23 protein-coding genes are annotated in these 26219 nt (G+C 36.1%); 5 read left to right on the top strand and 18 right to left on the bottom strand.

What is annotated here, in order from left to right; genetic code table 11:
* Positions 1–48 precede the first annotated feature (48 nt).
* The 8 genes from KEM10_RS07665 to KEM10_RS07630 all read right to left on the bottom strand — a co-directional run bounded on the left by KEM10_RS07665 (position 49) and on the right by KEM10_RS07630 (position 10432).
* Positions 49–1428 (bottom strand): glycoside hydrolase family 27 protein, encoded by a 1380-nt coding sequence (locus tag KEM10_RS07665; RefSeq protein ID WP_212215400.1) that lies wholly within the window; start codon positions 1426–1428, stop codon positions 49–51.
* Positions 1429–1522: 94 nt separating this feature from the next.
* Positions 1523–2041 carry a hypothetical protein gene (locus tag KEM10_RS07660; protein ID WP_212215399.1) on the bottom strand — a complete coding sequence of 173 codons (519 nt, stop codon included), beginning with the start codon at positions 2039–2041 and terminating at the stop codon, positions 1523–1525.
* A 144-nt stretch (positions 2042–2185) separates the two neighbouring features.
* Positions 2186–3088: a CPBP family intramembrane glutamic endopeptidase gene (locus KEM10_RS07655; RefSeq protein WP_212215398.1), complete on the bottom strand. Its 903-nt coding sequence runs from the start codon at positions 3086–3088 to the stop codon at positions 2186–2188.
* A 60-nt stretch (positions 3089–3148) separates the two neighbouring features.
* Positions 3149–4195 (bottom strand): peptidase associated/transthyretin-like domain-containing protein, encoded by a 1047-nt coding sequence (locus tag KEM10_RS07650; protein ID WP_212215397.1) that lies wholly within the window; start codon positions 4193–4195, stop codon positions 3149–3151.
* A gap of 73 nt (positions 4196–4268) precedes the next feature.
* Positions 4269–5708: an MFS transporter gene (locus KEM10_RS07645; RefSeq protein WP_212215396.1), complete on the bottom strand. Its 1440-nt coding sequence runs from the start codon at positions 5706–5708 to the stop codon at positions 4269–4271.
* Between the two features lie 69 nt (positions 5709–5777).
* Positions 5778–7208: a M28 family peptidase gene (locus KEM10_RS07640; RefSeq protein WP_212215395.1), complete on the bottom strand. Its 1431-nt coding sequence runs from the start codon at positions 7206–7208 to the stop codon at positions 5778–5780.
* 128 nt (positions 7209–7336) lie between these two features.
* Positions 7337–7918 (bottom strand): hypothetical protein, encoded by a 582-nt coding sequence (locus tag KEM10_RS07635; protein WP_212215394.1) that lies wholly within the window; start codon positions 7916–7918, stop codon positions 7337–7339.
* Positions 7919–8014: 96 nt separating this feature from the next.
* Entirely contained in the window at positions 8015–10432 is a 2418-nt protein-coding gene (locus KEM10_RS07630; RefSeq protein WP_212215393.1) for a DUF5916 domain-containing protein, read from the bottom strand.
* Positions 10433–10651: 219 nt separating this feature from the next.
* On the opposite strand from KEM10_RS07630, the gene tyrS reads away from it, so the two are divergent.
* Entirely contained in the window at positions 10652–11944 is a 1293-nt protein-coding gene (tyrS, locus tag KEM10_RS07625) for a tyrosine--tRNA ligase (RefSeq protein ID WP_212215392.1), read from the top strand.
* A gap of 57 nt (positions 11945–12001) precedes the next feature.
* On the opposite strand, the gene KEM10_RS07620 is transcribed toward tyrS, so the two are convergent.
* From KEM10_RS07620 to KEM10_RS07575, 10 genes are all read right to left on the bottom strand, one after another.
* Complete coding sequence (locus tag KEM10_RS07620) at positions 12002–13234, bottom strand: PP2C family protein-serine/threonine phosphatase (protein ID WP_212215391.1); 1233 nt, start codon at positions 13232–13234, stop codon at positions 12002–12004.
* A gap of 153 nt (positions 13235–13387) precedes the next feature.
* The gene (gene efp / locus KEM10_RS07615) at positions 13388–13957 is read right to left on the bottom strand and encodes an elongation factor P (RefSeq protein ID WP_212215390.1); all 570 of its coding nucleotides are present in this window, start codon (positions 13955–13957) and stop codon (positions 13388–13390) included.
* A 173-nt stretch (positions 13958–14130) separates the two neighbouring features.
* Positions 14131–14940: a DUF3108 domain-containing protein gene (locus KEM10_RS07610; protein ID WP_212215389.1), complete on the bottom strand. Its 810-nt coding sequence runs from the start codon at positions 14938–14940 to the stop codon at positions 14131–14133.
* A 70-nt stretch (positions 14941–15010) separates the two neighbouring features.
* A complete protein-coding gene (tsaB, locus tag KEM10_RS07605; RefSeq protein WP_212215388.1) occupies positions 15011–15712 on the bottom strand; it encodes a tRNA (adenosine(37)-N6)-threonylcarbamoyltransferase complex dimerization subunit type 1 TsaB in 702 nt (233 codons plus the stop codon).
* 42 nt (positions 15713–15754) lie between these two features.
* Positions 15755–17026 carry an efflux RND transporter periplasmic adaptor subunit gene (locus KEM10_RS07600; protein ID WP_212215387.1) on the bottom strand — a complete coding sequence of 424 codons (1272 nt, stop codon included), beginning with the start codon at positions 17024–17026 and terminating at the stop codon, positions 15755–15757.
* Positions 17027–17190: 164 nt separating this feature from the next.
* Positions 17191–18531, bottom strand: coding sequence for a TolC family protein (locus KEM10_RS07595; protein WP_212215386.1), 1341 nt, complete (start codon positions 18529–18531; stop codon positions 17191–17193).
* A 141-nt stretch (positions 18532–18672) separates the two neighbouring features.
* Complete coding sequence (locus tag KEM10_RS07590) at positions 18673–19755, bottom strand: efflux RND transporter periplasmic adaptor subunit (protein ID WP_212215385.1); 1083 nt, start codon at positions 19753–19755, stop codon at positions 18673–18675.
* A 35-nt stretch (positions 19756–19790) separates the two neighbouring features.
* A complete protein-coding gene (locus tag KEM10_RS07585; protein ID WP_212215384.1) occupies positions 19791–21071 on the bottom strand; it encodes an ABC transporter permease in 1281 nt (426 codons plus the stop codon).
* Between the two features lie 23 nt (positions 21072–21094).
* Positions 21095–22345: an ABC transporter permease gene (locus KEM10_RS07580; RefSeq protein ID WP_212215383.1), complete on the bottom strand. Its 1251-nt coding sequence runs from the start codon at positions 22343–22345 to the stop codon at positions 21095–21097.
* An 11-nt stretch (positions 22346–22356) separates the two neighbouring features.
* Entirely contained in the window at positions 22357–23091 is a 735-nt protein-coding gene (locus tag KEM10_RS07575; protein ID WP_244825639.1) for an ABC transporter ATP-binding protein, read from the bottom strand.
* A gap of 346 nt (positions 23092–23437) precedes the next feature.
* Here KEM10_RS07575 and KEM10_RS07570 point away from each other — a divergent pair, with 346 nt between their 5' ends.
* The 4 genes from KEM10_RS07570 to KEM10_RS07555 are packed head-to-tail and all read left to right on the top strand — an operon-like array spanning position 23438 to position 26109.
* Complete coding sequence (locus tag KEM10_RS07570) at positions 23438–23971, top strand: RNA polymerase sigma factor (protein WP_244825651.1); 534 nt, start codon at positions 23438–23440, stop codon at positions 23969–23971.
* Positions 23971–24495 (top strand): hypothetical protein, encoded by a 525-nt coding sequence (locus KEM10_RS07565; RefSeq protein ID WP_212215381.1) that lies wholly within the window; start codon positions 23971–23973, stop codon positions 24493–24495. The genes KEM10_RS07570 and KEM10_RS07565 overlap by 1 nt, the downstream gene beginning before the upstream one ends.
* A gap of 17 nt (positions 24496–24512) precedes the next feature.
* Positions 24513–25535: a hypothetical protein gene (locus KEM10_RS07560; RefSeq protein WP_212215380.1), complete on the top strand. Its 1023-nt coding sequence runs from the start codon at positions 24513–24515 to the stop codon at positions 25533–25535.
* Between the two features lie 4 nt (positions 25536–25539).
* Positions 25540–26109: a peptidylprolyl isomerase gene (locus tag KEM10_RS07555; protein ID WP_212215379.1), complete on the top strand. Its 570-nt coding sequence runs from the start codon at positions 25540–25542 to the stop codon at positions 26107–26109.
* The last annotated feature ends 110 nt before the right edge of the window (positions 26110–26219 follow it).

Here is a 26219-nt window from a genome sequence, read left to right as displayed (position 1 = left end):
GTGTACAAAAACTATTTCGTACACCTTTTAATTTTTTAATAATAGTAATTATTTCGATGGTTCAATTTTATAAAGAACCGATGCATGCGAAGCTAGCTCCTTAGAGAATGTATCAGCTTTTATTCCATCCAAAACATCACCTGTCCAAAGGTTAGTAAGTTTAACATCACCTTTCAAACCTAGTTCAGCCAATGAAACTTCTACTTTCTGCGTTTCAGAATCCGATAGGTTAAATAGTGCAAGGTAAGTCCATCCTTCTTTCTCATTTTTAGAAGTAATGGCAGCCATATCATCTTTCTGATACAATTGACGAACGTCTGAACTTTCGGAATGCATCTTCAAAACAGCTTTGTTTGTCAGAAGTGAATTTGTAAACTCATCGTTACTTGGTAAATCACCTCCAAACATTAGTGGTGATCGGAAAATAGTAAAGAAAGTCATTAATGTGTACTGTTCATCTTTTGTAAGGTTGGCCATTCGATCATCACCTCTTTCACCTCTTATTGATAAACGTCCTAAAGGAATCATATCGCAATCAGGCCATGTACCGGCTTTAATGTATTTGTACCAATCCTGACTAACATTCATTAAGTGTTGAATGTGCCACCAGCTGTCCCATACGTCATTAACCATACGCCACATATTGGCATGTTCGCTAACATGAGGACCTGCATCAACCGGAGTTTCACCTGGTGAGGTACTTAAAACTATTTCTCTTCCACACTGATCAATTGCTTTACGAATTAGTTCAATTTCATCAGCATGGTAGATAGGAGCTGACAAATCATCAATTTTAATAAAGTCAACGCCCCATTCGGCATATAACTCAAAAATAGAGTTGTAATACTCTTGCGCTCCTGGTTTATCTGCAACAATGGTGTAATTATCTCGAAGCCATTTACATTGGTTTTCGGTTGAGTAAATCTGATCAGCCGTAATTCCATCGGTACCTTTAATTGGTAATTTTTGCTCAACGGCTTGTGTTGGTATACCTCGCATAATATGAATACCAAATTTTAAACCTTTAGAATGGATGTATTCGCCTAAAGCTTTAAAACCATTACCATCAGCAGCTGATGGGAAACGATTAACTGCAGGTAAATATCTGCCATATTCATCCATTACATAACGCGGGTCATCTTGATTATAACCGTGCGATTTAGTGTTTTCAACAAACCAGCGAATATCAACTACTATATATTCCCAGCCAAAATCTTTTAAATGCTCTGCCATATAATCGGCATTGGCTTTAATTTCATGCTCTTTTACTGTTGGGCCATAGCAGTCCCAGCTATTCCAACCCATAGGCGGGGTTTGAGCCCATTGCTTGAAATCTACTTTTTCTGCTTTCTTCTTAGGAGTGTTACATGATGCTATCAGAACCATAGCCGTAAGTGTCAAAAGAAGTTTAATTGAATTTCTATTCATAATTATTCTAGTGAATTTGTTATTTAGTTTCGCAAATGTATAATTGTAAAGAAACACTTACCTGCACTTTTTCTTCAATTTATAGTTGAAATGTTTAAAATGTACCTTTGTGTGAAGATTCAAGATCCTTTAAGGTGGATGTATGACTTGGTGTTTGAAATAATAATTTCTCCACTTCGTTTAAGGATAATTTTCTTTGTCTGTAAACACCCATCTTCCATTTTAATCTGTTAAGATATGATTTGGGGTTATCTAATTTGATGTTGTATCCACAAACCAAACAAAAAGACACTTTATTTTTTCGAATAATGACATGCTGTGATGATTCACAACAAGGACAATCTTCAGAGTTTAGATCTTTATAAAACTTTTTTGTATTGTAAAGGCGCCTGACCTTTCGTTTCGACAATGATCTTTTGTGTATTTGCTCAATGAGTTCATTTCTGTATTTGTCAGAGAGCATAGAATATTGCATGCATAATGCAGTAATTAATTCATTGTCGCTAAATAGGTTAATGGATTTTAAAAAACGTTTTTCTAAATCTGTAGTTTGGCCAGGTTTGACCAAGGAGTTTTTTACTAGAATGATATTGGATTGGTTGTGGTTATTCATATTCACTCTCTTAGCATAGAAATAGGTTTGTATTGAAGAAGCGTAAGCTACCTCAAATATAAAATCATGATTAAGATAACAATTTTAATTTATTGCTATGCAATTATTAACGCGATTAGAAGGCTAAAATTTTGAAATTGAGAGTCACCTAAAGCTGGTTGCTTGTTTTTTACCCAGCTGTTGCGTGGTTATGATGAGAGTGATAATTACTACCAAACTAAAAATGATGCTAAGAGTACCGGGCGATTGAGATTGTGGTTGAGGCATTTCCTTGTTTTGAAAGAATGCGTATAACACAACAGCTAAGAAATTATTGGTAAAATGAGCAGTGATGGGCATCCAGATATTTTGAGAATATAACATCATGTATCCTAAGATTATACCAAGAATAAAACGTGGTAAAAAGGTAAGAAACTGAATGTGTATGGCACTAAAAATAATGGCAGTTACCAATACAGCCCAATGACCACTTTTAAAGATATTCATTAACTCGCGTTGTATTAATCCTCTGAACAGCCATTCTTCACCTATGGCTGGTAAAATAGCAATAAGTAAAACAGTTATGAGCGTCTGTTTCCAGTCAGATGTGTTGATCATTAAGCTAGTTAACTCCAATGTTTCTTTTTCTTTACTGGCTATCCAATCTGACAGTCCGCTCATTGCTTCGGGTAGTTGAAGTTGTTGATTGAAATAAGCTGACCAGCTAATAAATGATTGGCTTAATATGATGGCTACAACTGCTATCAGAAAAAAAGAAATAGTAAAATGTCCTTTACCAGGTATCACTTTATCTTTTGAAGAATATAGAAGATAAACGGCCAATGCGGAAGGCACAATAAATACCAAAATACCCTGAAGAATCTGTATCGCCCTTAAAAAATCAATATTGTGATAAACATCTTCTGCTGATTGAATATCAATACCAAATAAAGGTTTAGCAATTAGTATACTAATTAATGAGATGAGTACAGACCCGCTTAAAACTAAAACTATAACAGTAAATAATTTACCCAGCGGAGGAAGGTATTTAAGAGAACCTTTTGTCATTGAATCGTTTTTTTCAAAAATAACAAAAGTGATTCATCCATGTGGGTAAAAATTCAATTATTAGAAGGCAACCCTTAAACCCACCCATCCAGCAACAGAAGAGTAATTTGGAAACTGATCTGTCCATTCATTTATTTCATCTGAAGATTTTTCATTGTTCAAGTTAAACTCAAATTCACTAAAGATCTGAAAATGTGGACTTGGTTTGTAAATTAATCCACCTCCCATGTTTATAAAAGTATTGGATATATTAATATTTATATCATGATAATTTCTGTCAATAAAACCAAGTTTCCAATATGCTGCAAAGTTGTTGAAATCGCCTGGTATTATTAGTTCCACTCCAATTCCTGAAATTCCTAAAGTAGTATTAGTCTCACCAATAAAACGAATGTAATGCAAAATGTCTAAACCATATCTCCAGGAAGCACCTTTCGTCCCATTACTTCCTGTCATTGCAAAAAAACCAATATGTCCGAAACCTGATTTAGAAGATTCTACTGTTTCAGTTTCTTCTTTGTAAGCAGATGGATTAATTTGATCTACAAATGCTTTTTCAAAATAAAGAGAGTCTTCTGTAGCGGGTAAATGATTAGTTTCTTTTTTGTTAGCTGAAATTGTAGATGAGTATTCGTGGTGAATTTCACATGGTCCGTATTCCGAAACAAAGTGCCTGGTGCTGAATTCAACATTGTTATCATACACTATCTTAACCATGTATGTTCCGCATATTACTTGATAATCTTTGATGGGTGAAACTCCAATAAATTCATCATCAAGGTAAATTCTTGCTGTTGGAATAGTTGTAATGTTGAGCGTGCTCATTTTAGGAGTTAAATTAAAATGATATTCAGTGATTGAGTCGGGAGTACAGGTAACCACTGTATCTAAATCATAGTAATTAAACTTGCTAATTTTGATCTTATAAGTGAGAGGTCGATAAAGAGTGTACTCGGCAGGTGATGTTTTTTGAATATCGGGAAAGCCATCTAATGTTATGTTGGCAGAAGTTGGATTCGTAAATATTTTAAAACTCCCTTTACCTTGAGCCGAAAGTTTGAAAGTTGAGGTTACAATAAGAAAAAGCAAGAATAAATATTGTCTCATATTTCAGGGTTAAGTTCTGAAACTATGTAACAATATGTATGCCAAAAAAGGCGCTCTAATGAGCGCCTAAAATTTATTTTGCTTCAGATTTCCTTAGGTTTTTATCGTAGAAGAATAAGGCTACAACAGCAAATAAGCCAATAAACAATAGAACCTTCCAAATTGATGATGGATCGTATTTATCCCACAAAAAGTTGGTCAGTTCGGATGTTGACATATCTAGTTTTTGTGCAGCCGTACTAAAATATTCATCTTGTGTAAGCCCCTCTGACAAGGTAATGCCTCTTGAAGCCATTTCTTGTTGAACAAATTGTGTTTTGTCAGACATTATTTGATAAACATTTCCGGAAATAATACCCGCAAAAACATTACCTATAAATACAGGAATAAACGAATATCCCATATATAAGGCTTTTTTGTCTGGCGGAGCAATACGTCCAATGTACTCAGTAATTTTAGGTGACCCGGCCATCTCACCAATGGCAAATACATAAATTGCAACTAATGTATAAAGTACATTTTGAGTTGTTAGAGTAAGTGCCATTCCAATTGAACATACCAAAAAGCCAGTCATCATGGTTTTCAATGGGCGCCACTTCATAACAATGGCAGATACTATTATCTGAAAAATAATAATGTATAAAGCGTCAAGGTTGGTAATGAATTCTGCCTCCATCTGACCGTCTCCAGCACCATAGTTCTCGCTGAAGAAAGGTGCATATTGGGCAAAAAAGTCAAACATCGAACTGGTATCAACCCACTGTTTGATAAATACCGGAAGAGTAAAAAATAACTGATTGTACATAGTCCAAAAACCAGCAACAATCAATAGGAACAATACAAACTTAAAATCTTTTAATACAACCAATATATTTTTAAACACCTTACTTATGGCTGTAGCAAGTGTGTCGTCGTTTTTTTCAAGTTCAGGTTCTTTGTAAAACAAAAGAAGGATGAAATTTAATGCAACAATACCTGCCGAAATATAAAACACCAAGGTATACGATGAGTTTTTAAACAATAAAGTAACTAAAGGTCCGAAGAATGCCCCCAGATTAACCATCATATAAAAAATGCCAAATCCAATGGAAGCGTTACTGTCATTGGTTGTTTTAGCAACGGTTGCCGAAATAATGGGTTTAAACAACGCTGCTCCTAAAGCCAGATACAGGTAAATAAAAAATACTCCTGTAAAAGATTTAAACAATGGCATGGCTATAAAGGCTGTTGTATAAACAATAAAAGCAACAAAAAGCACCCTGCGATAGCCAAATTTATCTGCAATAGATCCGGTTATAATGGGAAGAAAATACAGAATGCCCGTTCCAAATCCCATGATGATTCCTTTTTGCGCTTGAGATAACTCTAAACCACCTGCATCAAGCGAACTAGTTAAGTAATTCGCAAACAGCATAAAAAATCCATACCAGGCAAAACGCTCCAGTAGTTCAATAGTATTAGCAACCCAAAAAAGTTTGGGGAAGCTTTTTAATGTTCTTCCAATGTTAGACATAGTATTTACATTTAGTTTTATCAGGTATGTAAATGTATAATCTTTACATGGTAATTTACATGTAAAAAATCAGTTGTTGGAATAACTTTGTTTATTAACCAAAAGATTGCCTGTGAGGTAAATTAATTGGACCCGTTTGAGCATCTCGTCAAATTCAATCTTGTCGATGGTATCTGTGGGTTTGTGATAATCAGGATGCAGTCCGTTAAAGAAACCCAGGATGGGTATACCTTGTTTATGAAAAGCATAATGATCTGATAAATTAAGAATGTTACCAAAACTACTTCGGCCGGCATATCCATAATCAAGAGTTAGTCCAACTTTTTTATTGGCAACATTACAAAGAGAGTCTAGTACAGGGTATTCTTTACCACCAATTATATAGATGTAATTTGATTTATGAGTAGAATCGCGTCTGCCAATCATATCAATATTAAGGTTCGCCTTTATATCAAAGGGCAATTCTTGCTGATGGTCGGCAAAGTGAAGAGCTCCTAATAAACCTAATTCTTCACCCGAAGTGGCGAGAAATAGAATGCTTCTATCAGGTATTTCTGTTTGTTGAGCATAGGTATTTGCCAAAGTTATTAGTGCAGATGTTCCACTTGCATTGTCATCAGCACCGTTACAAATAAGTGAACCTTTTTTGCCAATATGATCGTAATGGGCACTAATTACAATTGTTTCGTCACTTTTCCCTTTTAGGTAACCAATAACATTTTCAGTCTTCACTTTTTCAACAATAGCTGGGCAATTAGCAGAAATAATTTGTGATTTTATCTTTTTAGCTTCCTCTAACGTATTTATTTGACTCAGAACATTTGAGTTCTTATTAAAAAATGTCTTAGTCAATGATGGATTTACAATATAAATACGAGTAGCCGTTTTTGAGAAGAATGGTTTTGCTTTAGATACATTTACATGATCAGGGTCTTCACTTTTAACTAATCTTGTAAAGCTGTTTTTATCTTTTGGATTAGTCAGAATAATGGCTTTTACTCCTTTGCTTTTTAAACGATATGCTAAATGATAATAATTCGAATAACTTTTGGTAAATGCAAAAGCCACTTTATCCTGTAAGTCAATATTGTTGATGATGTCATCCTCACCGTATCCAACAAATACACAATCGGTATTGATACTGTCAAGAGGAGAATTACATCTATAGATAAAATCTTTATAACTTTGTAATAAAATATCTCCAACTTTTAATTCACATTTTCCCCATCTCCACGACCATAAAGAGAAGGTTTGGTAAAAACTGGTGTCGTTGTATGGATGTAAACCAGCTTTATTAAACTCATTTCGGATGTAATTCGCTGCTTTTTTTTGACCCTCAGATGTGGTGTATCGACCATTAAGGCTATCGGCAGCTAAAACAGAAATGTGTTTTTTTAGCGTTTTAATATTAATGGTAGCAGAAACATTTTTTAATTCTGAATTTTGTGCAGCAGAGCCTAAAAAAAACAGAGAAAACAGAAGAAGATAAAAGGTGCGCATGTGGTGTTGATTTTATTTTAAAGATAGAAAAAAATAAGACTCAGCAATACTTGCAGCTAATGAGGTAGTGGAAGAGGGTAGAAAAAAGCCAGTTACTCGTTTTTTGAAGCAACTGGCTTATCTGTGTTTTAGAAACGTTTGCCAATGGAAATACCAAATGCATACGAGCTATATTCTTCTTTAAAGTCGTATGATAGAATAGGCGCTAATTCCCAACCTTTTTCTATTTCAACTTCATATTCAATTCCTGCTTTAAAAACAAAGAATGATTTAGCTTCTTCTTTTTTAAATTCTGTTTCGAATCCTGGACCGGCAAAAATACCAATCCGTTTGGTGGCTTTGTATTTAGCAACTGCAGATACTACAACTACGTTGGCACGTTCCAATTCATCTTCTTCAGATGTTCGGATATAATATTGGTCAAGCTCGGCATCGCCAATCAAACCCAAATCCCATCTTTTATTTAATGCATAGTAGTAATCAATACCAATAGTTGGCACCCACTTTCCAGTACTTTCAACATGTGTTTCGTGTTCGTAAAAGGCCGACGGTACATGAGTAAAGCCATAGTAAAAGGCTAATTTGTGTTTCCCATGGTGAGCTTCCTCTGCCTGATGCGTTTCATGTGTTGTTTCCGAATGATGCTCTGAGTGTTGAGCCCATGCGTTAATTGACATTAAAGCTAATGCCAGAATTAAAATTTTTTTCATGATAAAATTTGCCTAGGTTTTAAATTAATAATAAAGAGAGGGGAGGGGTATCAAATAAAACTGGCGCAAAGTTAATCAATATTCTGTCTCAGTAAACTAAATGTGTTTATTAAATAAATTGTTGTAGTCGATATAATATAATACCCGCAGCGAAATGGTATTTGTTTGCGGACTTTTCCAGAGTATATCAATATTCTTACCGTAATGTTCTTCAGATATATCACCCTGATTAAATATGGCATTTTTCCATCCTAAAGTCATCTCAGAACCAGGAGCAAAAACCCATCGAAGCACCATGTCGATGTTAAATGCATTAAAATTAAAGTCGTGACTTTCATCGTATTCAGCATCGGGTTGAAGTGTTCCATCATTTTGCAGCAAATAAAACTCTTTGTTTTCAACCCCCGACCAGTAATGACGACCTCGTAAACGCAGACTTAACTCATTATTAAAAGTATACGATAATTGTATTACGTTCTCGATAGTTCCAACATTACGGCGAGCAAAATGAATGCTGTCTTCCGACTCATTCTTACTTACAAAGCCATAGTCATTATCCTCACCTTCGTAATTCATTTCAAAATCGCAATTTAATTTTTGCCCCAACTGGCATCCCAGCCCTATACCAAACCAATTGCCTTTCTGATCTCTTACCGGTCGTTTGTATTCTCCATAATAGGCATAGCCACTTATCTTTTTAGTCCAATCGGTATGTGCAAAAAAGTTATAGTTGATGGTTTCGGGTTTGAAAAAGTATCTGCCATCTACACGAGGTTCGTTATAATTTCTGTCATTACTAACATAGGTGAAACGAGCTTCGAAACCATAATTATTCATAAACTGCCATTCGGTATAAATTCCTGCTTCGTGATTGTTCAGATCCCAGGGCTCTATCACCCTGTTTTGTTCGTACCATGTTCGGGTAAACATCTGGCGGAAAATACTAAAAGGTTCCACCTGTTGAAATAATAAATAGGCCTCGGAGTCAAAGCGGTTATTACGCTGAAGGTAACCCATATCGTTAGGATTGTAGTCATCAGAGTAGATGTCTTGCTCAATGCCGTATTGCCATTTTCCTCTGTTTTTTGAAAGCTCCCACGACGTAAACCATCCGGTTTCCTTATCCTCTTCACCTCTGTGACTAATACCGGCCTGTCCGCTTAAGGCATAGGTAAGACTTTTATCTCTGAATTGGAACTCAGTTGCTGTTACATTAGCCATAAATGGATGGTTAGCAACCGTCATATTAGTATTGATTAAACTAATGTATGAATTGTTCTTTAACGACTGATCAATAACCGAAACATTATAATTTGTAAAGGGCTGAACTAATATATCACGGGTTGAATTAGTGTTGGTATCTTTAACTGTTGCATAAGAATTTAGGCTCATAGCATTTAAAAAGCCTATTGCAAAGCCTTTCTTGTTCCTTCCTGAAATTTTAGTTGCATTTACCAATTGAGTTTCTGATGGCATCTCATCAATAATCTCATTTTCTTTAAGGTTATCATTGGCTTCAGACGAGAATTTGGGGTATCCGCCAATGCGCCGCGAATAAAATACATCACCTCTATTAAATAGTTCCACACCTTCGGTAAAAAACTGTCGGCGCTCCTGGTAATATAATTCATATGGACTTAGATTTAGCTGTTTGTCATCCGATTGAATTTGCCCAAAATCCGGTATGAGCATCATGTCCAATGTATAACTTTCGTTGATGCCATACTTTAAATCGAGTCCACCTCTGTAAATAAAACTGGTTTCTTCCGAACTTTCATTGTGTTCAACATAGGTTGCCAAATAGGGAGAGAAAGAAAGACGAACAGGAGGTTTGATATTTTTAATTCCGGTTAAACTTCCCTGCTGATGAATAAAGCCATTTACATTTCGATCGATAAAGTTCCAAGAGTTATTGGAATTATATCTTCTGATATTTCGGAACATGTTTAAACCCCAGGTATGCACTTCAGTTAGCGGGAAGCGAAGTGCCGAATACGGAATGCGCATTTCTATGGTCCAGCCTTTATCAGTAATAGTTGTTTCGCTTTGCCAAACAGCATCCCAATTACCGTCTTCATAATCGTACGATGTTTTGATGGCTTTAATGTCGGTTTGCACACCGGCGGGCGTTATAAAAAATCCATAGGCTAACTGACCTTCGTTATATGGGTCAAAATATACTCCAAAATAATCCGACATACCGATGTTATCCCTTTCAGAGAGAAAATTATAGATGCTGTCAGGAGAACTGTCATATAACATGGCACCCAGGTAAATAGCATTCTGATCGTAGAAAAAATAAACTTCCGAAGGTTGGTAGGATGGTTTACCGTTATAAGGTTGTAATTGTACAAAATCTTTCGCTGGAAATGCATTCTGATAGCACGATTCATCTAAAATACCATCAATCTTCAGTGGTTGATCGATAGCGTAACATTCAACAGTCTTTTTGTTTTGGGCATGTAACGATATGAACGTAAACACCAGGATAATGGGAAGGAGTAATCTAGTCATAATTAGGATTGAGTTGCGCTTAGGCTAAATTAATGAATTAATTTTTATTAAAGTAGGACGTGTTTGTGATTCTGTTAGTTACAGGTTAAAGCCACTTCGTTTGAAAGATTCTAATTTCCAGCATTGAAAAAGGAATCATAAGCATTCAATTATTATCTTTGTCGCTTAATTAATTTTTGAATAGTAACGTTTCAAGCGAAACGCATAAAATAGCTAACAATGAACTTTGTTGAGGAATTAAACTGGAGGGGCATGATCCATGACGTAATGCCCGGAACTGAAGAACAACTGCAAAAGGAAATGACATCGGCTTACGTAGGGATTGATCCAACAGCTGATTCTTTACATATTGGCCATTTGGTAAGTGTAATGATGTTAAAACATTTTCAAACCTGTGGTCATAAGCCTATTGTTTTAGTAGGAGGAGCAACAGGAATGATTGGTGATCCATCAGGGAAGAGTGCCGAAAGAAACCTGTTGGATGAAGCAACACTTCGCAAAAACCAGGATGGTCTTAAAAAGCAGTTAGCTCTTTTTCTGGATTTTGATTCAAGTCTTGATAATGGAGCAGAAATGGTGAATAATTACGATTGGATGAAGGAATTTTCATTTCTGGATTTTATTCGTGATGTAGGTAAGCATATCACTGTTAATTATATGATGGCTAAAGATTCGGTAAAGAAACGTTTGGGAGCTGACTCTAAAGCGGGAATGTCGTTTACTGAATTTACATACCAGCTGGTTCAGGGGTACGACTTTTTACATTTGTACAAAGACAAAAATTGCCGTTTACAGATGGGAGGATCGGATCAGTGGGGTAACATCACTACCGGTACCGAAATGATTCGTCGTATTGAAAGAGGAGAGGCTTTTGCTCTAACATGTCCGTTGATTACTAAAGCTGATGGAGGTAAATTTGGAAAGACTGAAAGTGGAAACGTTTGGCTTGATCCTGAAAAAACCAGTCCTTATCATTTCTATCAATTTTGGATGAATACATCTGATGCGGATGCCGAAAAGTATATCAAGATATTTACCATGCTTTCGAAAGAGGAAGTGGAAGGGTTAGTAAATGAACAAAATGATGCCCCTCATTTACGACCGTTGCAAAAACGTTTGGCGGAGGAAGTAACTGTTATGGTACATGGGCAGGAGGCTTATGATTCTGCAGTGGAAGCATCACAAATTTTGTTTGGTAAATCAACTACCGAAGCATTGCGCAAAATTGATGAAAGAACATTACTAGCTGTTTTTGAGGGTGTACCTCAGTTTACGGTTGATAAAGCTTTATTTGCTGAAGGAATTAATATTGTTGATTTATTAGCTGAAAAGACTGAAGTTTTCCCTTCAAAAGGAGAGTTGCGCCGTACTATTAAAGGTGGTGGTGTTAGTGTTAATAAAGAGAAGGTATCGGATGCTGAAATTAGTATGGATGCATCTATGCTGTTAAACGACAAATATCTGTTGGTTCAAAAGGGGAAGAAAAATTACTTTTTGGTGATTGCCGAATAAACGGATAAAACATAAAATGAAAAGCAGGCCTTTTGAGCCTGCTTTTTTTATTTTGTATTATTTAAATTCTAATCCTAATAATGAGATATCGTCGAAGACAGCTCCCTTGCTCACGAATTTATCAATGATACCTCTCAGTTCATTAAAGTTGTTTTCAAGACTCTCATTGGTACTAAAGATATCTTCAATTTCCTGAGCGTTGGATTCAACCTGATTACCTTTATCCAATTCAACCACACCATCGGTAAAAGCTAATAATTTAGCTCCTTTTGGGATTTTAACTTTACCCACTTCCACAGAAGGAACAAAATCGAGCATTCCTAAACCAATACATCCTTTTTCAAGATGGCTGAGATGTTTCTTTTTAACATCATATAAAAGGGGCGGAAGGTGACCGGCATTAACATAGGTTAATCTTCGGGTAACCACATTATAACGACCGATAAACAGAGTAATAAACTTTTCGTTATTAGCACTGGCATTCACCCTTTCGTTTAAAAGGTGTATCAACTTTTTAAAGTTGGTGCCGGTAGTGAATAATGATCGCATTACCGCCTGAAAATTCGACATTACCATAGCAGCTGCAATTCCCTTACCTGATACATCAGCCATACAAAACCCAATATTCTGTCTCGACAGTCGAAAAATATCGTAATAGTCGCCACCAACACCCATATGGGGTTGATAAAAAGTTTGAATGTTAAGCTTTTGTGTTTTGGGCATTTGAAATTCACTTGGCACCAGTTGGTTTTGAATTTTTGATGCCAGTTCCATCTCCTTCTTTAACACTTCCTGTTCCAGCAAAGCATTTTGCATTCGTTTATTTTCAACAAACACAATAATAAGGTTGGAAATAATTTGAATAAGCTTCAGGTGTTTGATCGTTGGGCTTATCCCTTGTTGTTCTTCTTCAATATCACCAATTAGTACGTATCCAATAGGTGCATATCGATGAAAAAGAGGAATAACCGCATCAAAACCTTTAAGCTTAGGTGGGTGAGAGATGGTTATGCTTTCAATGTTTTTATAACAAAGTAAGTCTTCTTCCACATTAATTTGATTGGCTTCTTCTTTGGTGACACCCGAAATTAAAAGATTGTGCCAAATGTCATTCGTGAGTGTGAAAACCAACACTTTACCAACTTCCAGTTCTTCGCGCAGTAAAATCTCAAACTCAGATAACAAATCTTCAATGTTATGATCTTCATTGATGGTTTGCGCAATGTCAAGGATGATGTTTAGTCGATCCTTATACAACTTGAGTCTTTTCTTTTTAATCTGCGTTACCATATTTTGGAATGAAATATCATCTAAGATATTAAAAAGTTCGTCGCAATAACAGTAAAGGAGTGAGAAAAACTAAAAAACCCTTTCAAATATAATCCGGGTTAAAAATGAAACAGGACTTTTTTGAAAAGGTTTTTTATTAAGCCAAAGCTTAATTTATTCTTTAACTCGCTCAACGTATGAATTGTCGGCGGTATTAATTTTAATTTTGTCGCCTACGTTAATAAATAACGGAACCATAATTTGTGCACCCGTTGTAACGGTAGCCGGTTTTAATGAGTTGGTTGAAGAAGTATCTCCTCTTACACCAGGCTCGGTATAGGTAACTTCATAAGAAACGTTTGCTGGTAGATTCACCATTAAAGGTGTTTCAGTATCGGCATGATAAACCACTTCAACTTCTAATCCCTCACTTAATAAATCAGTATTATCAATCAGGTCTTTTTCGATAGGCACCTGATCGAAGGTTTCCGCATTCATAAAGTGATATCCCATATCGTCGTTATATAAAAACTGATGTGGGCGGCGTTCAACGCGTGCTTCGTTTACTTTAACACCTGCATTAAATGTATTTTCTATTACTTTACCTGTTGAAACATTTTTAAGCTTAGTTCTAACAAAAGCAGCTCCCTTACCAGGTTTTACGTGTTGAAACTGAACAATGAAAAAAAGTTGTCCATTGTACTCAATACACATTCCGTTTCTAAAATCAGCCGTAGTTGCCATAATATTGAAATTGTGTTGATTCTATTAAAATTCAAAAAACGCTGCAAAAATAGTGTAAAAGCTTAATAAATCAGCATAATATATAAATATTTGCCTAATGTAGTGTCAAAAGCATTCTTCAACTATACTTGAAACGCTTTGCCAGCCAATGTTTCTATTGATTCTTGGTAAAATTAGAATTGAATACTGGAGAAAGGATGTTTGATGCCATTAAAACTTTCAAGATCGCAGGTAAATGCACCAACCTTTAAATTAAATCGAACACGGATGGGTATTCGGTTATCGTCTTTTGAGATCCATACCTGCATGTCATCTTCTGTTTTAAATGCTCTACCCACTTCTGTTACCGGAGAAAACTTGTAACACTCTACTTTACCAAATTCGGTTTTTATTGTTTCAATACCTTTGTATCTAATCCGAAGGGGGAAATTCTCATCAGAGAAGTAGGTCATAAATTCAATTACTTCTCCCTTTTGAAGATTGTTATTAAACTTATGATTTCGAGCAAAATAAAACGCCGAAAGAATATCTAGAATTCCTTCTTGCACATTATGAACTCCTGTTTTTTTGCTTATAACCTGAGATGAATCACGATTGTATGAAACTTCGTTATAGTATTTGTATCTCCCTTCGCGAATACTTCTTACTGCTTTAACCGGCCATTGTGTTTCTACATCAATAAAACTTTCGTAGCGATCTCTGATTTTATATAGAACATCGGCAAGACCAACAGTTTCGCCGCGGCCAATAATATGATGCGTTTTTGTACCATTAATTACAGTGTCGTTTACCGAAAGATAAGCCTTTCCGCCGGTAACAAATCCATAATCAAGTGTATAAGCCAGGAGCTCTCCGTCTTGATAAGCCTGATGGCTAGTTAATGGATATGGGGGAATGAAAATAGTATCGTTCTTTTCCGGTTCATCTGCCCAAATAGTTGCACAGGTAATCAAAGCAGAAAAGAGAATAATAAATCTATTCATATACGTTGTCTTAAGGTTAGTACTGTTACCTTATGACAATTAAACGTATGAAATCACTTATTGGTTAGGTTTAAAGTACCTTTTTTTTAGGTGTTGTAGCAACAAAATCTTTTAAGTAAAAAGGTTCAAAATAAGCCACATCCACAAATTTCTCTTCCTGGAAATATTTTTCAGCTAAAGGAGCAAGATTTTTTGCCAGCGGATATATGTCATCCACAAAAATGGCATTATCGTGTTGGATAACCTCTTTGCATTTGTCGGCACCATTTCCAAAGAAAACCACTTTATTCGATTCGAGTGTTGAGGCAAAGGTGTTTTCATCTACTATTTTAGCCGATATTTCTTCTTTAAGGTTCATCTCTGAATCAAAAAAAGCGGTGTAAACCTCCATACGGCGGGCATCCATCAATGGGCAAAACAAATAGGGTAATTCTGAGTTATTCCAATCTTGATTGACAACAGGGTAACTCAGAATATGCATCGAATCAATGGCTATTAAAGGAAGGTCTGCAGCATAACAAATACCTTTAGCTGTTGAAACACCAATACGCAGTCCGGTGTATGATCCAGGACCACTGCTGACAGCAATAGCATCAAGGTCATTTTTGGCTGTTAAATTATTTTCTTTGAAGAGTTTCTCAATTAATACGGTTAAATGTGCTGCATGAGAATTGGCTTCAAATAGTTCTTTTGAATCAATTACTTTCCCGTCTATGCTATATGCAACAGAACAAACGCCTGTTGATGTTTCAATGCTTAATATCCGTGCCATATCAGTTAAAAATATGGCACAAAAATATAAAAAAGAGAATTACTAATCCTTTTTACCTGAGTTCAATTTGTCAACTATTTCAATTAAATCTCCATCATTCAACTTTCTTGAAATAGCAGAGTAAGGTCCGCTAACCACTTCTTCATCCTCATCAACACCTTCGGTTACTTCAATGTATTTAGAGTCTTGAATACCGGTTTCAACTTTTCGTTGTTCAACAACTCCATCTTTGGCCACAAATACTACTTCAATTTTTGATTCATTTTCGGCTTTGTTTACCATAGTTGAATCACTTGAAATGGTATCGTTTCGTGTTGTAACAGCAATAATCGGAACGGTTAGAATATTTGTTTTGGTATTGGTTTGAATATCTACAGTAGCTGACATACCCGGACGGAAAGGATATTTATTGTATTTTGTTTCATCAATCATATCTTCGTATGATTCAGGTAAGATCAACACTCGTACCTCAAAATTGGTGATCTGATCGGCACTGGTTCCTTCCACTTTAGCTGAATTAGCTATTTGTGTAACTATACCTTTAAATTTCTTTTTAAGATACGCGTCAACCTCAATAAGAGCTGTATCATTTAAGCTAACCCGGATAATGTCATTTTCATTCACATCAACCAAAACTTCCATTTGGTTAAGGTTGGCCAACGTCATCATTTCGGTACCTTCAAACTGGGCTGTCCCCACAACACGTTCTCCTTTTTCAACATTTAGCCTTGAAATAGTACCGTCCATAGGAGCATAGATGGTTGTTTTATTTAGGTTATCCTGCGCTTCGTTCAATCCAGCTTTTGAATTAACTACACTGGCCAGAGCCGATTCAACATTGGCTTTAGCTACGTTGTATTCCGACAGTGCCTGTTCATATTCCGATTCAGAGATGGTTTTTTCGTCCCAAAGCTGTTTGTTCCGATTAAAGCTCAGCTCTTTTTGAACCAATTGCGCTTTTGCTTGTGCCAGATTTGCATCGGCTGATTTTAAAGCAGCCTGCATTTTTTCAAGGTTTCGCTGATAAATATCGGGTTGAATACGAGCTAAGATCTGACCTTTGGTTACTTCGTCACCTTCGTTGATCAAAAGTTCCAATATCTCGCCGGATACATCAGAACTTATCTTCACTTCTACCTCGGGTTTTATCTTACCATTGGCAGTAATGGTTTCGGTGATTGTTCTGTTGGTGACCTTTTCAGTCAATACTTTTTCTCTATATTCCTGACCAATCCATCCTTGCTTTTTTCCAATAAGTAAAAGCACGATAATGACAACAAGAGCAATTAAAGCTAAAAGAACCGGTTTCTTCATCCTCTGGGTAATATTTGATTTGCGCTAATTTAATAATAGTTCTCTACTTTTAGGTAGTAGGCTGCTGTTTATTTGTTATGCAGCGTTATCATATCTAAGTAAATAATAAAAAAATACCAATTGGTAAAAAACCAACTGGTATTAAGTTAGGGTTAAGGTGAACATTAAAGTTCAATAGGAATCCCTTTATAGAAATCTAAAATTTTAGTTCGTAAAATATACGAGTATTTGGCTTGTAGTAAATCAGATTGAGCCTTGGTAAAATCTGTTTTCGATACATTGTAATCAACCGAATTAACTAAGCCAACATTAAACTTTTTCTCGGTATAACGGAATGATTCCTTGTAAGAGTCAACAGCCTCTTCACTTGATAAGAAATTCTTATAAGCAGCTGTTGCATCGGCATAAGCTTGTTGAATTTCTTTACGAAGTGCAAGTTTAGCCGATTGTAATTGGTAGTTTGCATCTTGTAAACCAAGTTTAGCATTGGCTACACCATTACGAGCCTGTAATCTGTTAAAAATAGGAATGGACAAAGATGCGCCAATGTAAGTGTTTCTGGTTGATTTAAATTGTTCCCATAATGGACGATTGTAACCATCAGGATCATCAGCCAGCCAATTGGCATTAGCACCAATATTTGCTCCTAAACTTATGGTAGGATAATAATTACCCTTTGCAATTTTCAGATCATATTCTGAGCTTGTTACATAATGTTCCGAACTTTTGATCTCTGGCATGATTTCTAATGCCGTTTGATAAATGTTTTCAGGTCCGGCAGGAGTAAAAGCTTCAAGTTCTGGTATAGTAGGTGTTTCTATAGCAAAGTCCAATGGGTTTTCGAGATCTAAAAGTTGGGCTAAAGTCAGAATATTTAAATTTAAATTATTCTCTTGCTGAGTTACATTTAAAGCTTCTTTAGCAGCCTGTGATTTAATTTCAAGAAGATTACCCATTGCTACACTACCTGCATCTACTAATTTTTGAGTTCGATCCACTTGAAGTTTACTGGTTTCGTATTGTTCTTTGGCAACAGCCAATAACTCTTTGTCAAACAAAATTTGCATGTATTGTGCAGTAATCTGAAGAGCAATATCGTTTTTGGTTTTCTCATTGTCTTCTAAAGCCTGCATTAACAAATACTGGTTTTTCTTAATGGTATTTTGTCTGGTTAGCCCTTCAAACAGTGCCACATTACTCGACAGGCCGGAGCTTAATGAGCGAGTGTTCACTTCCACGTTTTGAGCCTCTTGTTGAATCCATGTATAACCAAAATTAAAGGAGCCACTTACGCTGGCATTAAGGTTTGGAAGCATGTTAAGTTTACTTTGCTTTAATACATTTGCCTGATATTCGGCATTTAGTAATTGGCGTTTTACCGTAATATTATTTTCGTGGGCATAATTAATGCATTCAAGCAGCGACCATTGTTTTACCTCTTGTGCAGATGATGAGGTAATGGATGCTAATGCAATTACAAACCCAAATAAAGCTTTTCGAATCATTGCTAAGATTTTTTTCCGTTAGGATCGTTATTTTTATTTCTCTCAGGTGTGCACTAAAAAAATTAGTAGCAGATAGCCGGGGTAGTTAACCCCGACTGTTTTTATGAAAAAACTATTAAAAATATCAATTATAATTGAATATTAGCTTTTGGGAACTTTAATCTTTTCTTCAGTAGAAAGTCCTTCTTTCACTTCAATGTTAATTCCATCAGATAATCCGGTTTGTATTAGGCGTTTCTCAAAGGCTTGCTCTCCGGTTTCAATTTCAATAAAAGCTGAATCATTTGCAAAAGTGATCAGTTTTTCTTTAATGGCAATTACACTATCTCTGCGATCTAATACAATATCAGCAGTAGCGCTATAACCGGCTCTGATAAACTGACCTTCTTTAAGGTTTACGGCAGCTTTAATCTCAAACTGAATGGCACCGTTTTCTTCCACTCCTTTAGGTGCAATAGATTCTAACTGGGCATCGTATTTTTCGTCTTCAATGGCACCAATAGATAATAACAGATCCATTCCTTCACGAATTTTACCTACCTCTGTCTCGTCCACTTTACCTTCAAATACCATTTTGCCCATATCGGCCACTGTCGCTACGGTGGTTCCATCATTAAAGGTATTACTCTTAATAACCGAGTTTCCTTCTTTGATAGGTACATCTAATACCATTCCGTTAATTGTAGAGCGGATTAAAGTATTGGTTTGGTTTTTCATTTTAGATGTAACTCCTTCTTTTATCAACTGTAGGTTATTTTCAGCTGCATCGCGATCGGCTTTTGCCGTTTCAAATCTTAAAGACTCTTCAAGATACTCCGATTCTGGTATCACTCCGGTGTCAAATAATTCCTTTTTACGTTTAAATTCAATCTCAGCATTTTTAAAGCTGATCTCTGCTTTTCGTAATTGGGTTTCGGCATTGTTAACCTGCACCATTTCAGGAATAATCTGAATCTTTGCAATTAAATCGCCTTTTTCAACCATATCACCCGGTTCAACATATAATTCTGTTATAATACCAGACTCCTGGGGTTTTATTTCAATTTCTTTTCGTGGAACAACCGATCCGGTAGCCACCGTTTTTTTAATGATATTAGTGACTTCGGCATTTTCTGTTTCGTAAACAATCGGATCTTTTTTAGTTTGGCCGTACAAGTAAAATACAACCCAGCCTACTAATCCTACAAATATGATTAGACCTAATATTTTTAATACCTTTTTCATGATTATTGATTTAAGTTATTTTGTTCGTTTTGTTATTATTCGTGACGTAAAGCTTCTATTGGTTTAATTTTGATGGCTTTCATCGCTGGTATTAAACCGGCTATTAACCCAACAAATATTAGCATAGCCAGGGCAGAAAGAGCCAGAGGTAATCCAATTTCAGGATTTAAAAAGAAGGTTTCTTCTTCTCCGGTTGCTCCCGCTCGCGAGGCATCAATACCGGCATCGACCAGATAAAGGACGAAGGTTCCGAAAGCCAGACCAATAAAACCGGCAATGGTTGTAAGAAATACCGATTCGGTTAACAGCTGGCCAATTATTACAGCCGGACGCGCTCCAATGGCTCTTTGTATTCCTATTTCTTTGGTGCGTTCTTTTACAATAACCAGCATAATATTACTGATTCCAACAGCGCCTGCAATTAAAGTACCAATTCCAACTACCCATATTAGAATATCAATTCCTAAAAAGATATAGAACATGGTTTGAATTTGATTTTCTATATCAACCTTGCCAACAGCATCGGGGTCCTCAGGAGAAATTTTATGATTTTTCTGAAGAATAGGGGTGATTTTATCTATCACCTTACTTACCTTGACTCCTTCTTTAGCAGTTATTCCAAAGTAATGTACCTGATCGCCATAGTTAAAGGTTTGTTGCATAGATGTAAAAGGAAGATAAACCGTTTCCTTTTTATTACTTCCAATGTTTATTTGAGGGTTGTTGCTTTTAAATACACCAACCACCATAAAATACACCCCGTTCACTCTGATGTATTCTCCAACAGGATCTTCACCTTCGTCGAACATGATCTCATATACTTTTTCTCCAATGATGCAGACCTTGCGTTTTAAGCGTATATCTTCATCATTAATATAACGTCCGTAAGGCATCGTACATGGGTCTATCTTCTTATAAGTTGGGTAGTCGCCCATTACGTTAAAAGCTGCTGAGCGCTTGCCTCTCACCACATTTTCACCACTTCTGAGGTTCCAACCGTTCAGGCGGGGTGATATCACTTCCACTTCTGGCACTTGGTCTTTAATGGCAACAATGTCGTCGTTGGTAATCATCCAGTGTCTGCCTCTTTTAAATCCTTCAAAAGCTACTGTAGTATTTTCCGACCACATAAAAGCACTGTTGGTGGCAAAATCTTTAACACCTTCGGTAATGCCGTTTTTTAATCCGTTGCCGGAGCCAGTCATTACAATCAGCATAAAAATGGCCCAGAAAACACCGAAAGCTGTTAGTACGCTTCTTAGTTTATTCTTTTTTATGGCATTAAAAATCTCCTGCCATCTGTCTCTATCAAACATAGATAAGGTTCTAAGGTTATCAATTATTCATCATGTAAAGCTTCAATAGGGCGGATAGCCGAGGCTTTTCTTGCAGGTATAAAACCGGCTATTACTCCAGCTGAAACCAGAATTACCAATGCCCAAATGGCTACGCCTAAATCTGCTGATGGATTAAAAAATGCCCTCTCTAACTCCTGACTGCCTTGAGCGGCTTGTTGAAGAATCAGAGATACCAGAGATAAAAGCCCCATTCCGGCAACCAGTCCAAAAAATCCTGCGAGTCCGGTAATCAAAACGGATTCGGATAGTACTAATCGGATAATGGAAAACGGTGAAGCACCAATTGCCTTTCTGATTCCTATTTCTTTAGTTCGCTCTTTTACCAGTATGATCATAATATTGCTGACTCCAACAATACCTGCTATAATGGTCATTACACCAATTACCCAAACAAACATTCTGATGCCGGCAAACACGCCTTGCGCTTGTTTAAATGATTCCAGCGTATTCCAAATACCAATAGCTTGTTTGTCTTCCGGAGCCACTCTGTGTCGTTCCATCAGCGTGTTTTGTACGGCTTCTTCAATTCGTTTATTCTCAGCAACGGTTAAAGCATTGGTGGCGATTGCCATTTCGCTTAAACGGTTGTTGCCATTGTAAACACGTTGCGTGGTGGATAATGGGATATATACTTTTTTCTCTTCACGATTCTCTGGATTCTTAAAAATACCTACGACCTTAAAAGGTACTCCACCAATGCGGATGTATTTACCCATTGGTTCTTCTTCTTTGAAGAGATGTGTTTTAACCGGTTCAGAAATAATTACGCATTTTCTGTATTCTTTAATATCCAGTTCGTTTATGTAACGTCCGTCGAGCATATCCACAATGGATATTTTTTTAAATTCAGGCATTACACCTTCAACTCGAAAGTCGCCATATTCATTTTTGTAGGTCACATCGTTATTACCCCAAATACTGAAACGACCGGAGAAGTTATCAATGTCGTCGGCAAACTGACGTTGAATAGTTGTGGCATCCTGATCAGTAAAACGAATACGACGTCCGGCTTTTAATCCATCATAAGCAACCTGAGTTCTGCGACTCCAAATCCACAAGGCATTTTTTGAAGTGCCCCTGAAATTGTTTTCCATGCCATTTTGCAATCCTTTTCCTGAGCCCAATAAAAGTATTAGCATGAAAATTCCCCATGCAACACTAAATCCGGTCATGATCGCTCTAAGCTTGTTCTGTCTGAGTGTAGAGAATATCTCTTGTAAATAATCAATCATCAGAAAAAAAATTAATTGTTTACAAAAATGGATTTACCTGCCTGTTGTTCTGCAAAATGAACATTGGTATGATTGGCTTCTATTAAGCCATCTTTCAATCGAATAACTCTTTGAGTCATGTCTGCAATATCATTTTCGTGAGTAACAATTATAACGGTGATACCGCTGTTGTTAACTTCTTTAAGTATATCCATTACTTCATATGAAGTTTGTGTGTCTAATGCACCTGTTGGCTCATCAGCTAATATAATTTTAGGATTAGATATCAGTGAGCGTGCAATAGCTATTCGTTGCTTCTGACCACCGGAAAGTTCGCTTGGTAGGTGTTCGCTCCATTCTCTTAGTCCAAGCTTTTCGAGCAAATCAAGAGCCATGCTATTTCTTTTCTTGCGACTAACTCCCTGATAGTATAAAGGAAGAGCAACATTTTCCATGGCATTCTTAAAAGAGATGAGGTTAAACGACTGAAAGATAAAACCAATGTACTGGTTGCGAAATGCAGCTGCCTTGCGCTCACTCATTTGTCGTATTAAAATATCATTTAAGTGATATTCACCTCTGTCGTAATTATCTAGGATGCCTAAAATGTTCAGAAGTGTAGATTTGCCCGATCCTGATGAGCCCATAATGGAAACCATCTCGCCTTGCTTAATATCAATGTCTAACCCTTTTAGCACATGAAGTGAGTTGCTGCCGGTTATGTAAGATTTGTGCAATTGATTAACACGAATGATGCTTTGACTCATAATATTTTTTTCAAAGATGAATAGAATTCAATGGATTTATTGTTAAAATACGTTATCAACTCTCGTGCCGAATAGTTTAAATAACATTAAATCAGAGTGTAAATACTTTTTAGGTAGTGGTGCATTATCGCTTATTAGGGCGAAAGTGTTCATATTCGGACGTTTTACCTATTTTACTTATTTTATATGGGACACTTGTAGTATTCAATAGGTTACAGTGTTCGTCTTGTTCGTATGCGGACATTTTCAAAGTGTTGGGTAAATGATAGGTTTTTATTCGTTTTTAGATTTTATTTTCGACCAAATGACTCTTTATTCGTATCATTAATAAACCGAAAAGCGATTGATGGAAATAAACCAGTTAATACATAAAAGCCAGAAAGGTGACCAAAATGCTTTTGGAAAGTTAGTGTTGATGATGGGAGATTATGTGTTTTCTGTTGTTTTTAGATTGGTAAACAATGAGTTAGAAGCGGAAGATATTGCGCAAAATGTATTTGTAAAAGCATGGCAAAATATTAACAAATACAATGAGGCAAAAGGAAAGTTTAGCACCTGGTTATATACAATAGCCACCCGAATAGCGTTAGATCATTTAAAAACAAACCATGCACAAATCAATTTGCCAAATACAATCGAATCGGATGATGATATTGAAAAAGATCTTGATCTGAAACTATTAGGAGAGTTACTAAACACTGCTACCGGGCATTTGTCGCCCCAACAAAAGTTAGTATTTGTATTGCGAGATTTGGAAGAGATGGATGTAGATGAAGTAGTTCAAATTACAGGGTACTCAGAGAAGAAGATTAAAGATAATCTTTATGTTGCACGCAAAAAGGTGAAAGAGGTGTTAAGTAAAATATTAAAAGTGGGATGATGAATAATTGGGAAGAAATAAAAAAACAACCTCGTTTAAGAGATGTGAATCGATTTCAGCAAAATGTATTAAAAGCCATTGAGGCCGATGAAAAGAATCATTCAAAAATGGTGTGGTGGCGTATTGCGGCATCAGTTATTGTTTTGTTGGCTGTGGGATCGTTTACGTGGTTAGAATTCGAAACTTATACGTTGCGAACCAATATTTTAGTATTAGATAATTATAGTAAAAAAGCACCTGAGCTTGATATGCAATGCCAATATCAGATAAACGACTTAATAGAAAGCCTTAAGAAAGCCGGATTTATTATAGATAGTCGTAAAAATGCCATTCAGTTTTCGCGGCAGGATGTTGAACAACTAAAAGATAATAACTCAGAGTATATATCAGATATAAAACAGTTTTTAGTTGTAGTCAAAGAAATTTACCCTACAAAATATGAGCAGTTTAGTGCGGGCGAAATGGTTGAGTTCAATGCCTGGCATTTGCAAAAAGATAGCCGTTTATGCGATTGGATTCGCTAACTACTAAAATCAGACAAATGAAAAAAATCAAATACATATTATTTGCACTTCTTCTATTAAGTAGTTGTGATGAGCCTGAACTAAGATATTTTACCCGGATTAATAATGATGGATCCGTTTATAAAAGAGTGACAGCTGTTGGTGACTCAGCAAAAGTTCATCGAAATCCCTTCTCTTTTGATGTTTCTGATGGTTGGGATGTAAGTTACTCAAAAGAAATAAATGAATCAGACACTGTTTTCTTTGCCATTGCTGAAAAAACATTTCCTTCTGTTGACGCCTCTTTCAATGTGTTTTATTCCCAGATTGATTCAGGCCAAAGAGAAAATATAAAGATAGATTATCATAAGAAGTATAGATGGTTCTACACTTTTCATGAATACAGTGAAACGTTTCTGCAACGATTCCCTTATCGACATTTTGATATAAGTGAATTTTTAAGTGAGGATGAACGAACTTATTTTCTGGAAGATGATACGACAGTTATAAACCATTTAAGTGGTAAAGAAAAAGATAACTGGATTGAAAATGGAGAGCTTCATTTGTGGGAGTTTATTTCAAAATCAATGTGTAGAGAGTATATTCGTTTGGTTGATTCTGCTGCTGTTTTAAATGGGTTTGATGTAATTAATAAAGACCAGACAAAGTTTCTTGATGAGATTTTCTATCATGTATTGGATGATGGGCCTGAGTTGAATGAGTTGACAGTAATAACAGATAGTTTATTGAATATTGATCGAATGGACAGGCTTTATAAGAAAGGATACTTTGATCAGTTTGAAGAAGAAGTGAATGATAGAATGCTGTTATTGCATTCTCGAAGTTATAAAATAGAATTTGAGTTACCCGGACTTGTTTATGATACCAATGCAGCCGAACTTGATAATGAAAATTTGAAATGGGAAATGGGAGCAGGTGAATTTCAGTATTGCGATAAAACGGTGTTTGGTTATTATCGAACCACCAATTGGTGGGCATTTATTGTTACTTTTGCAGTTGTAGTTATTGTCTTATGGCAAGCATTTATTCGTAAAAAGTAAGAATATGAAATCTGTTTTATTCGGTTTATTGATAGTATTGTTATTTCAGTCGTGTAAGAGTGATCCCCAAATTATTATAAAAACGGAGTTAGGAGAAATTGTATGCGACATATATATTAAGGATGCTCCCATTACTGCTGGCAACTTTCTAAAGTATGTGGATGAGGGGCGTTTTGAGGGGGCTACCTTTTATAGGGTTGTTACAATGGATAATCAACCGGATAATGATATTAAAATAGAAGTGGTGCAAGGAGGGTTGTATGATGATGTGCATCCAAACCACTTACCTCCTATAGAGCATGAAACAACGAAGCAAACAGGAATTCTACATAAAGATGGTGTATTTAGTATGGCTCGAAATGAACCAGGAACTGCACAAGCTGATTTTTTCTTTTGTATAGGCGATCAACCGGAATTGGATTTTGGTGGAAAGCGTAATCCAGATGGGCAAGGTTTTTCCGCCTTCGGGAAAGTTGTATCAGGGATGGATGTTCTTTTAAAGATTCACGAGCGTAAAAATGAAGAACAATACTTGATAAATCCGGTCAAGATTCTGGCAATTGAAAGAAATTGATAAATGCTTCTGAAATATTTTTGCCCCTAACCACCTCGTGTTTAATCCCGAAACACAAATTAACATACCTTACCTTCAAAAAGATTGGTTTTTGATTTGGACGTTCCAAA

The sequence above is a fragment of the Carboxylicivirga linearis genome, from assembly GCF_018271995.1.
Lineage (GTDB): Bacteria > Bacteroidota > Bacteroidia > Bacteroidales > Marinilabiliaceae > Carboxylicivirga > Carboxylicivirga linearis.
Note: the sequence above shows the minus strand (reverse complement) of the source record. Positions and strands in the feature narration are given on the sequence as shown.

Excerpts from the sequence above, each read along its gene's own strand:
- tsaB (WP_212215388.1), bottom strand. The coding sequence starts at position 15,712 with ATGGCACGGATATTAAGCATTGAAACATCAACAGGCGTTTGTTCTGTT.
- KEM10_RS07600 (WP_212215387.1), bottom strand. The coding sequence starts at position 17,026 with ATGAAGAAACCGGTTCTTTTAGCTTTAATTGCTCTTGTTGTCATTATC.
- KEM10_RS07645 (WP_212215396.1), bottom strand. The coding sequence starts at position 5,708 with ATGTCTAACATTGGAAGAACATTAAAAAGCTTCCCCAAACTTTTTTGG.
- KEM10_RS07575 (WP_244825639.1), bottom strand. The coding sequence starts at position 23,091 with ATGAGTCAAAGCATCATTCGTGTTAATCAATTGCACAAATCTTACATA.
- KEM10_RS07595 (WP_212215386.1), bottom strand. The coding sequence starts at position 18,531 with ATGATTCGAAAAGCTTTATTTGGGTTTGTAATTGCATTAGCATCCATT.
- KEM10_RS07660 (WP_212215399.1), bottom strand. The coding sequence starts at position 2,041 with ATGAATAACCACAACCAATCCAATATCATTCTAGTAAAAAACTCCTTG.
- KEM10_RS07580 (WP_212215383.1), bottom strand. The coding sequence starts at position 22,345 with ATGATTGATTATTTACAAGAGATATTCTCTACACTCAGACAGAACAAG.
- KEM10_RS07655 (WP_212215398.1), bottom strand. The coding sequence starts at position 3,088 with ATGACAAAAGGTTCTCTTAAATACCTTCCTCCGCTGGGTAAATTATTT.
- KEM10_RS07555 (WP_212215379.1), top strand. The coding sequence starts at position 25,540 with ATGAAATCTGTTTTATTCGGTTTATTGATAGTATTGTTATTTCAGTCG.
- KEM10_RS07560 (WP_212215380.1), top strand. The coding sequence starts at position 24,513 with ATGAAAAAAATCAAATACATATTATTTGCACTTCTTCTATTAAGTAGT.
- KEM10_RS07565 (WP_212215381.1), top strand. The coding sequence starts at position 23,971 with ATGAATAATTGGGAAGAAATAAAAAAACAACCTCGTTTAAGAGATGTG.
- KEM10_RS07650 (WP_212215397.1), bottom strand. The coding sequence starts at position 4,195 with ATGAGACAATATTTATTCTTGCTTTTTCTTATTGTAACCTCAACTTTC.
- KEM10_RS07665 (WP_212215400.1), bottom strand. The coding sequence starts at position 1,428 with ATGAATAGAAATTCAATTAAACTTCTTTTGACACTTACGGCTATGGTT.
- tyrS (WP_212215392.1), top strand. The coding sequence starts at position 10,652 with ATGAACTTTGTTGAGGAATTAAACTGGAGGGGCATGATCCATGACGTA.
- efp (WP_212215390.1), bottom strand. The coding sequence starts at position 13,957 with ATGGCAACTACGGCTGATTTTAGAAACGGAATGTGTATTGAGTACAAT.
- KEM10_RS07630 (WP_212215393.1), bottom strand. The coding sequence starts at position 10,432 with ATGACTAGATTACTCCTTCCCATTATCCTGGTGTTTACGTTCATATCG.
- KEM10_RS07590 (WP_212215385.1), bottom strand. The coding sequence starts at position 19,755 with ATGAAAAAGGTATTAAAAATATTAGGTCTAATCATATTTGTAGGATTA.
- KEM10_RS07585 (WP_212215384.1), bottom strand. The coding sequence starts at position 21,071 with ATGTTTGATAGAGACAGATGGCAGGAGATTTTTAATGCCATAAAAAAG.
- KEM10_RS07635 (WP_212215394.1), bottom strand. The coding sequence starts at position 7,918 with ATGAAAAAAATTTTAATTCTGGCATTAGCTTTAATGTCAATTAACGCA.
- KEM10_RS07640 (WP_212215395.1), bottom strand. The coding sequence starts at position 7,208 with ATGCGCACCTTTTATCTTCTTCTGTTTTCTCTGTTTTTTTTAGGCTCT.
- KEM10_RS07570 (WP_244825651.1), top strand. The coding sequence starts at position 23,438 with ATGGAAATAAACCAGTTAATACATAAAAGCCAGAAAGGTGACCAAAAT.
- KEM10_RS07610 (WP_212215389.1), bottom strand. The coding sequence starts at position 14,940 with ATGAATAGATTTATTATTCTCTTTTCTGCTTTGATTACCTGTGCAACT.
- KEM10_RS07620 (WP_212215391.1), bottom strand. The coding sequence starts at position 13,234 with ATGGTAACGCAGATTAAAAAGAAAAGACTCAAGTTGTATAAGGATCGA.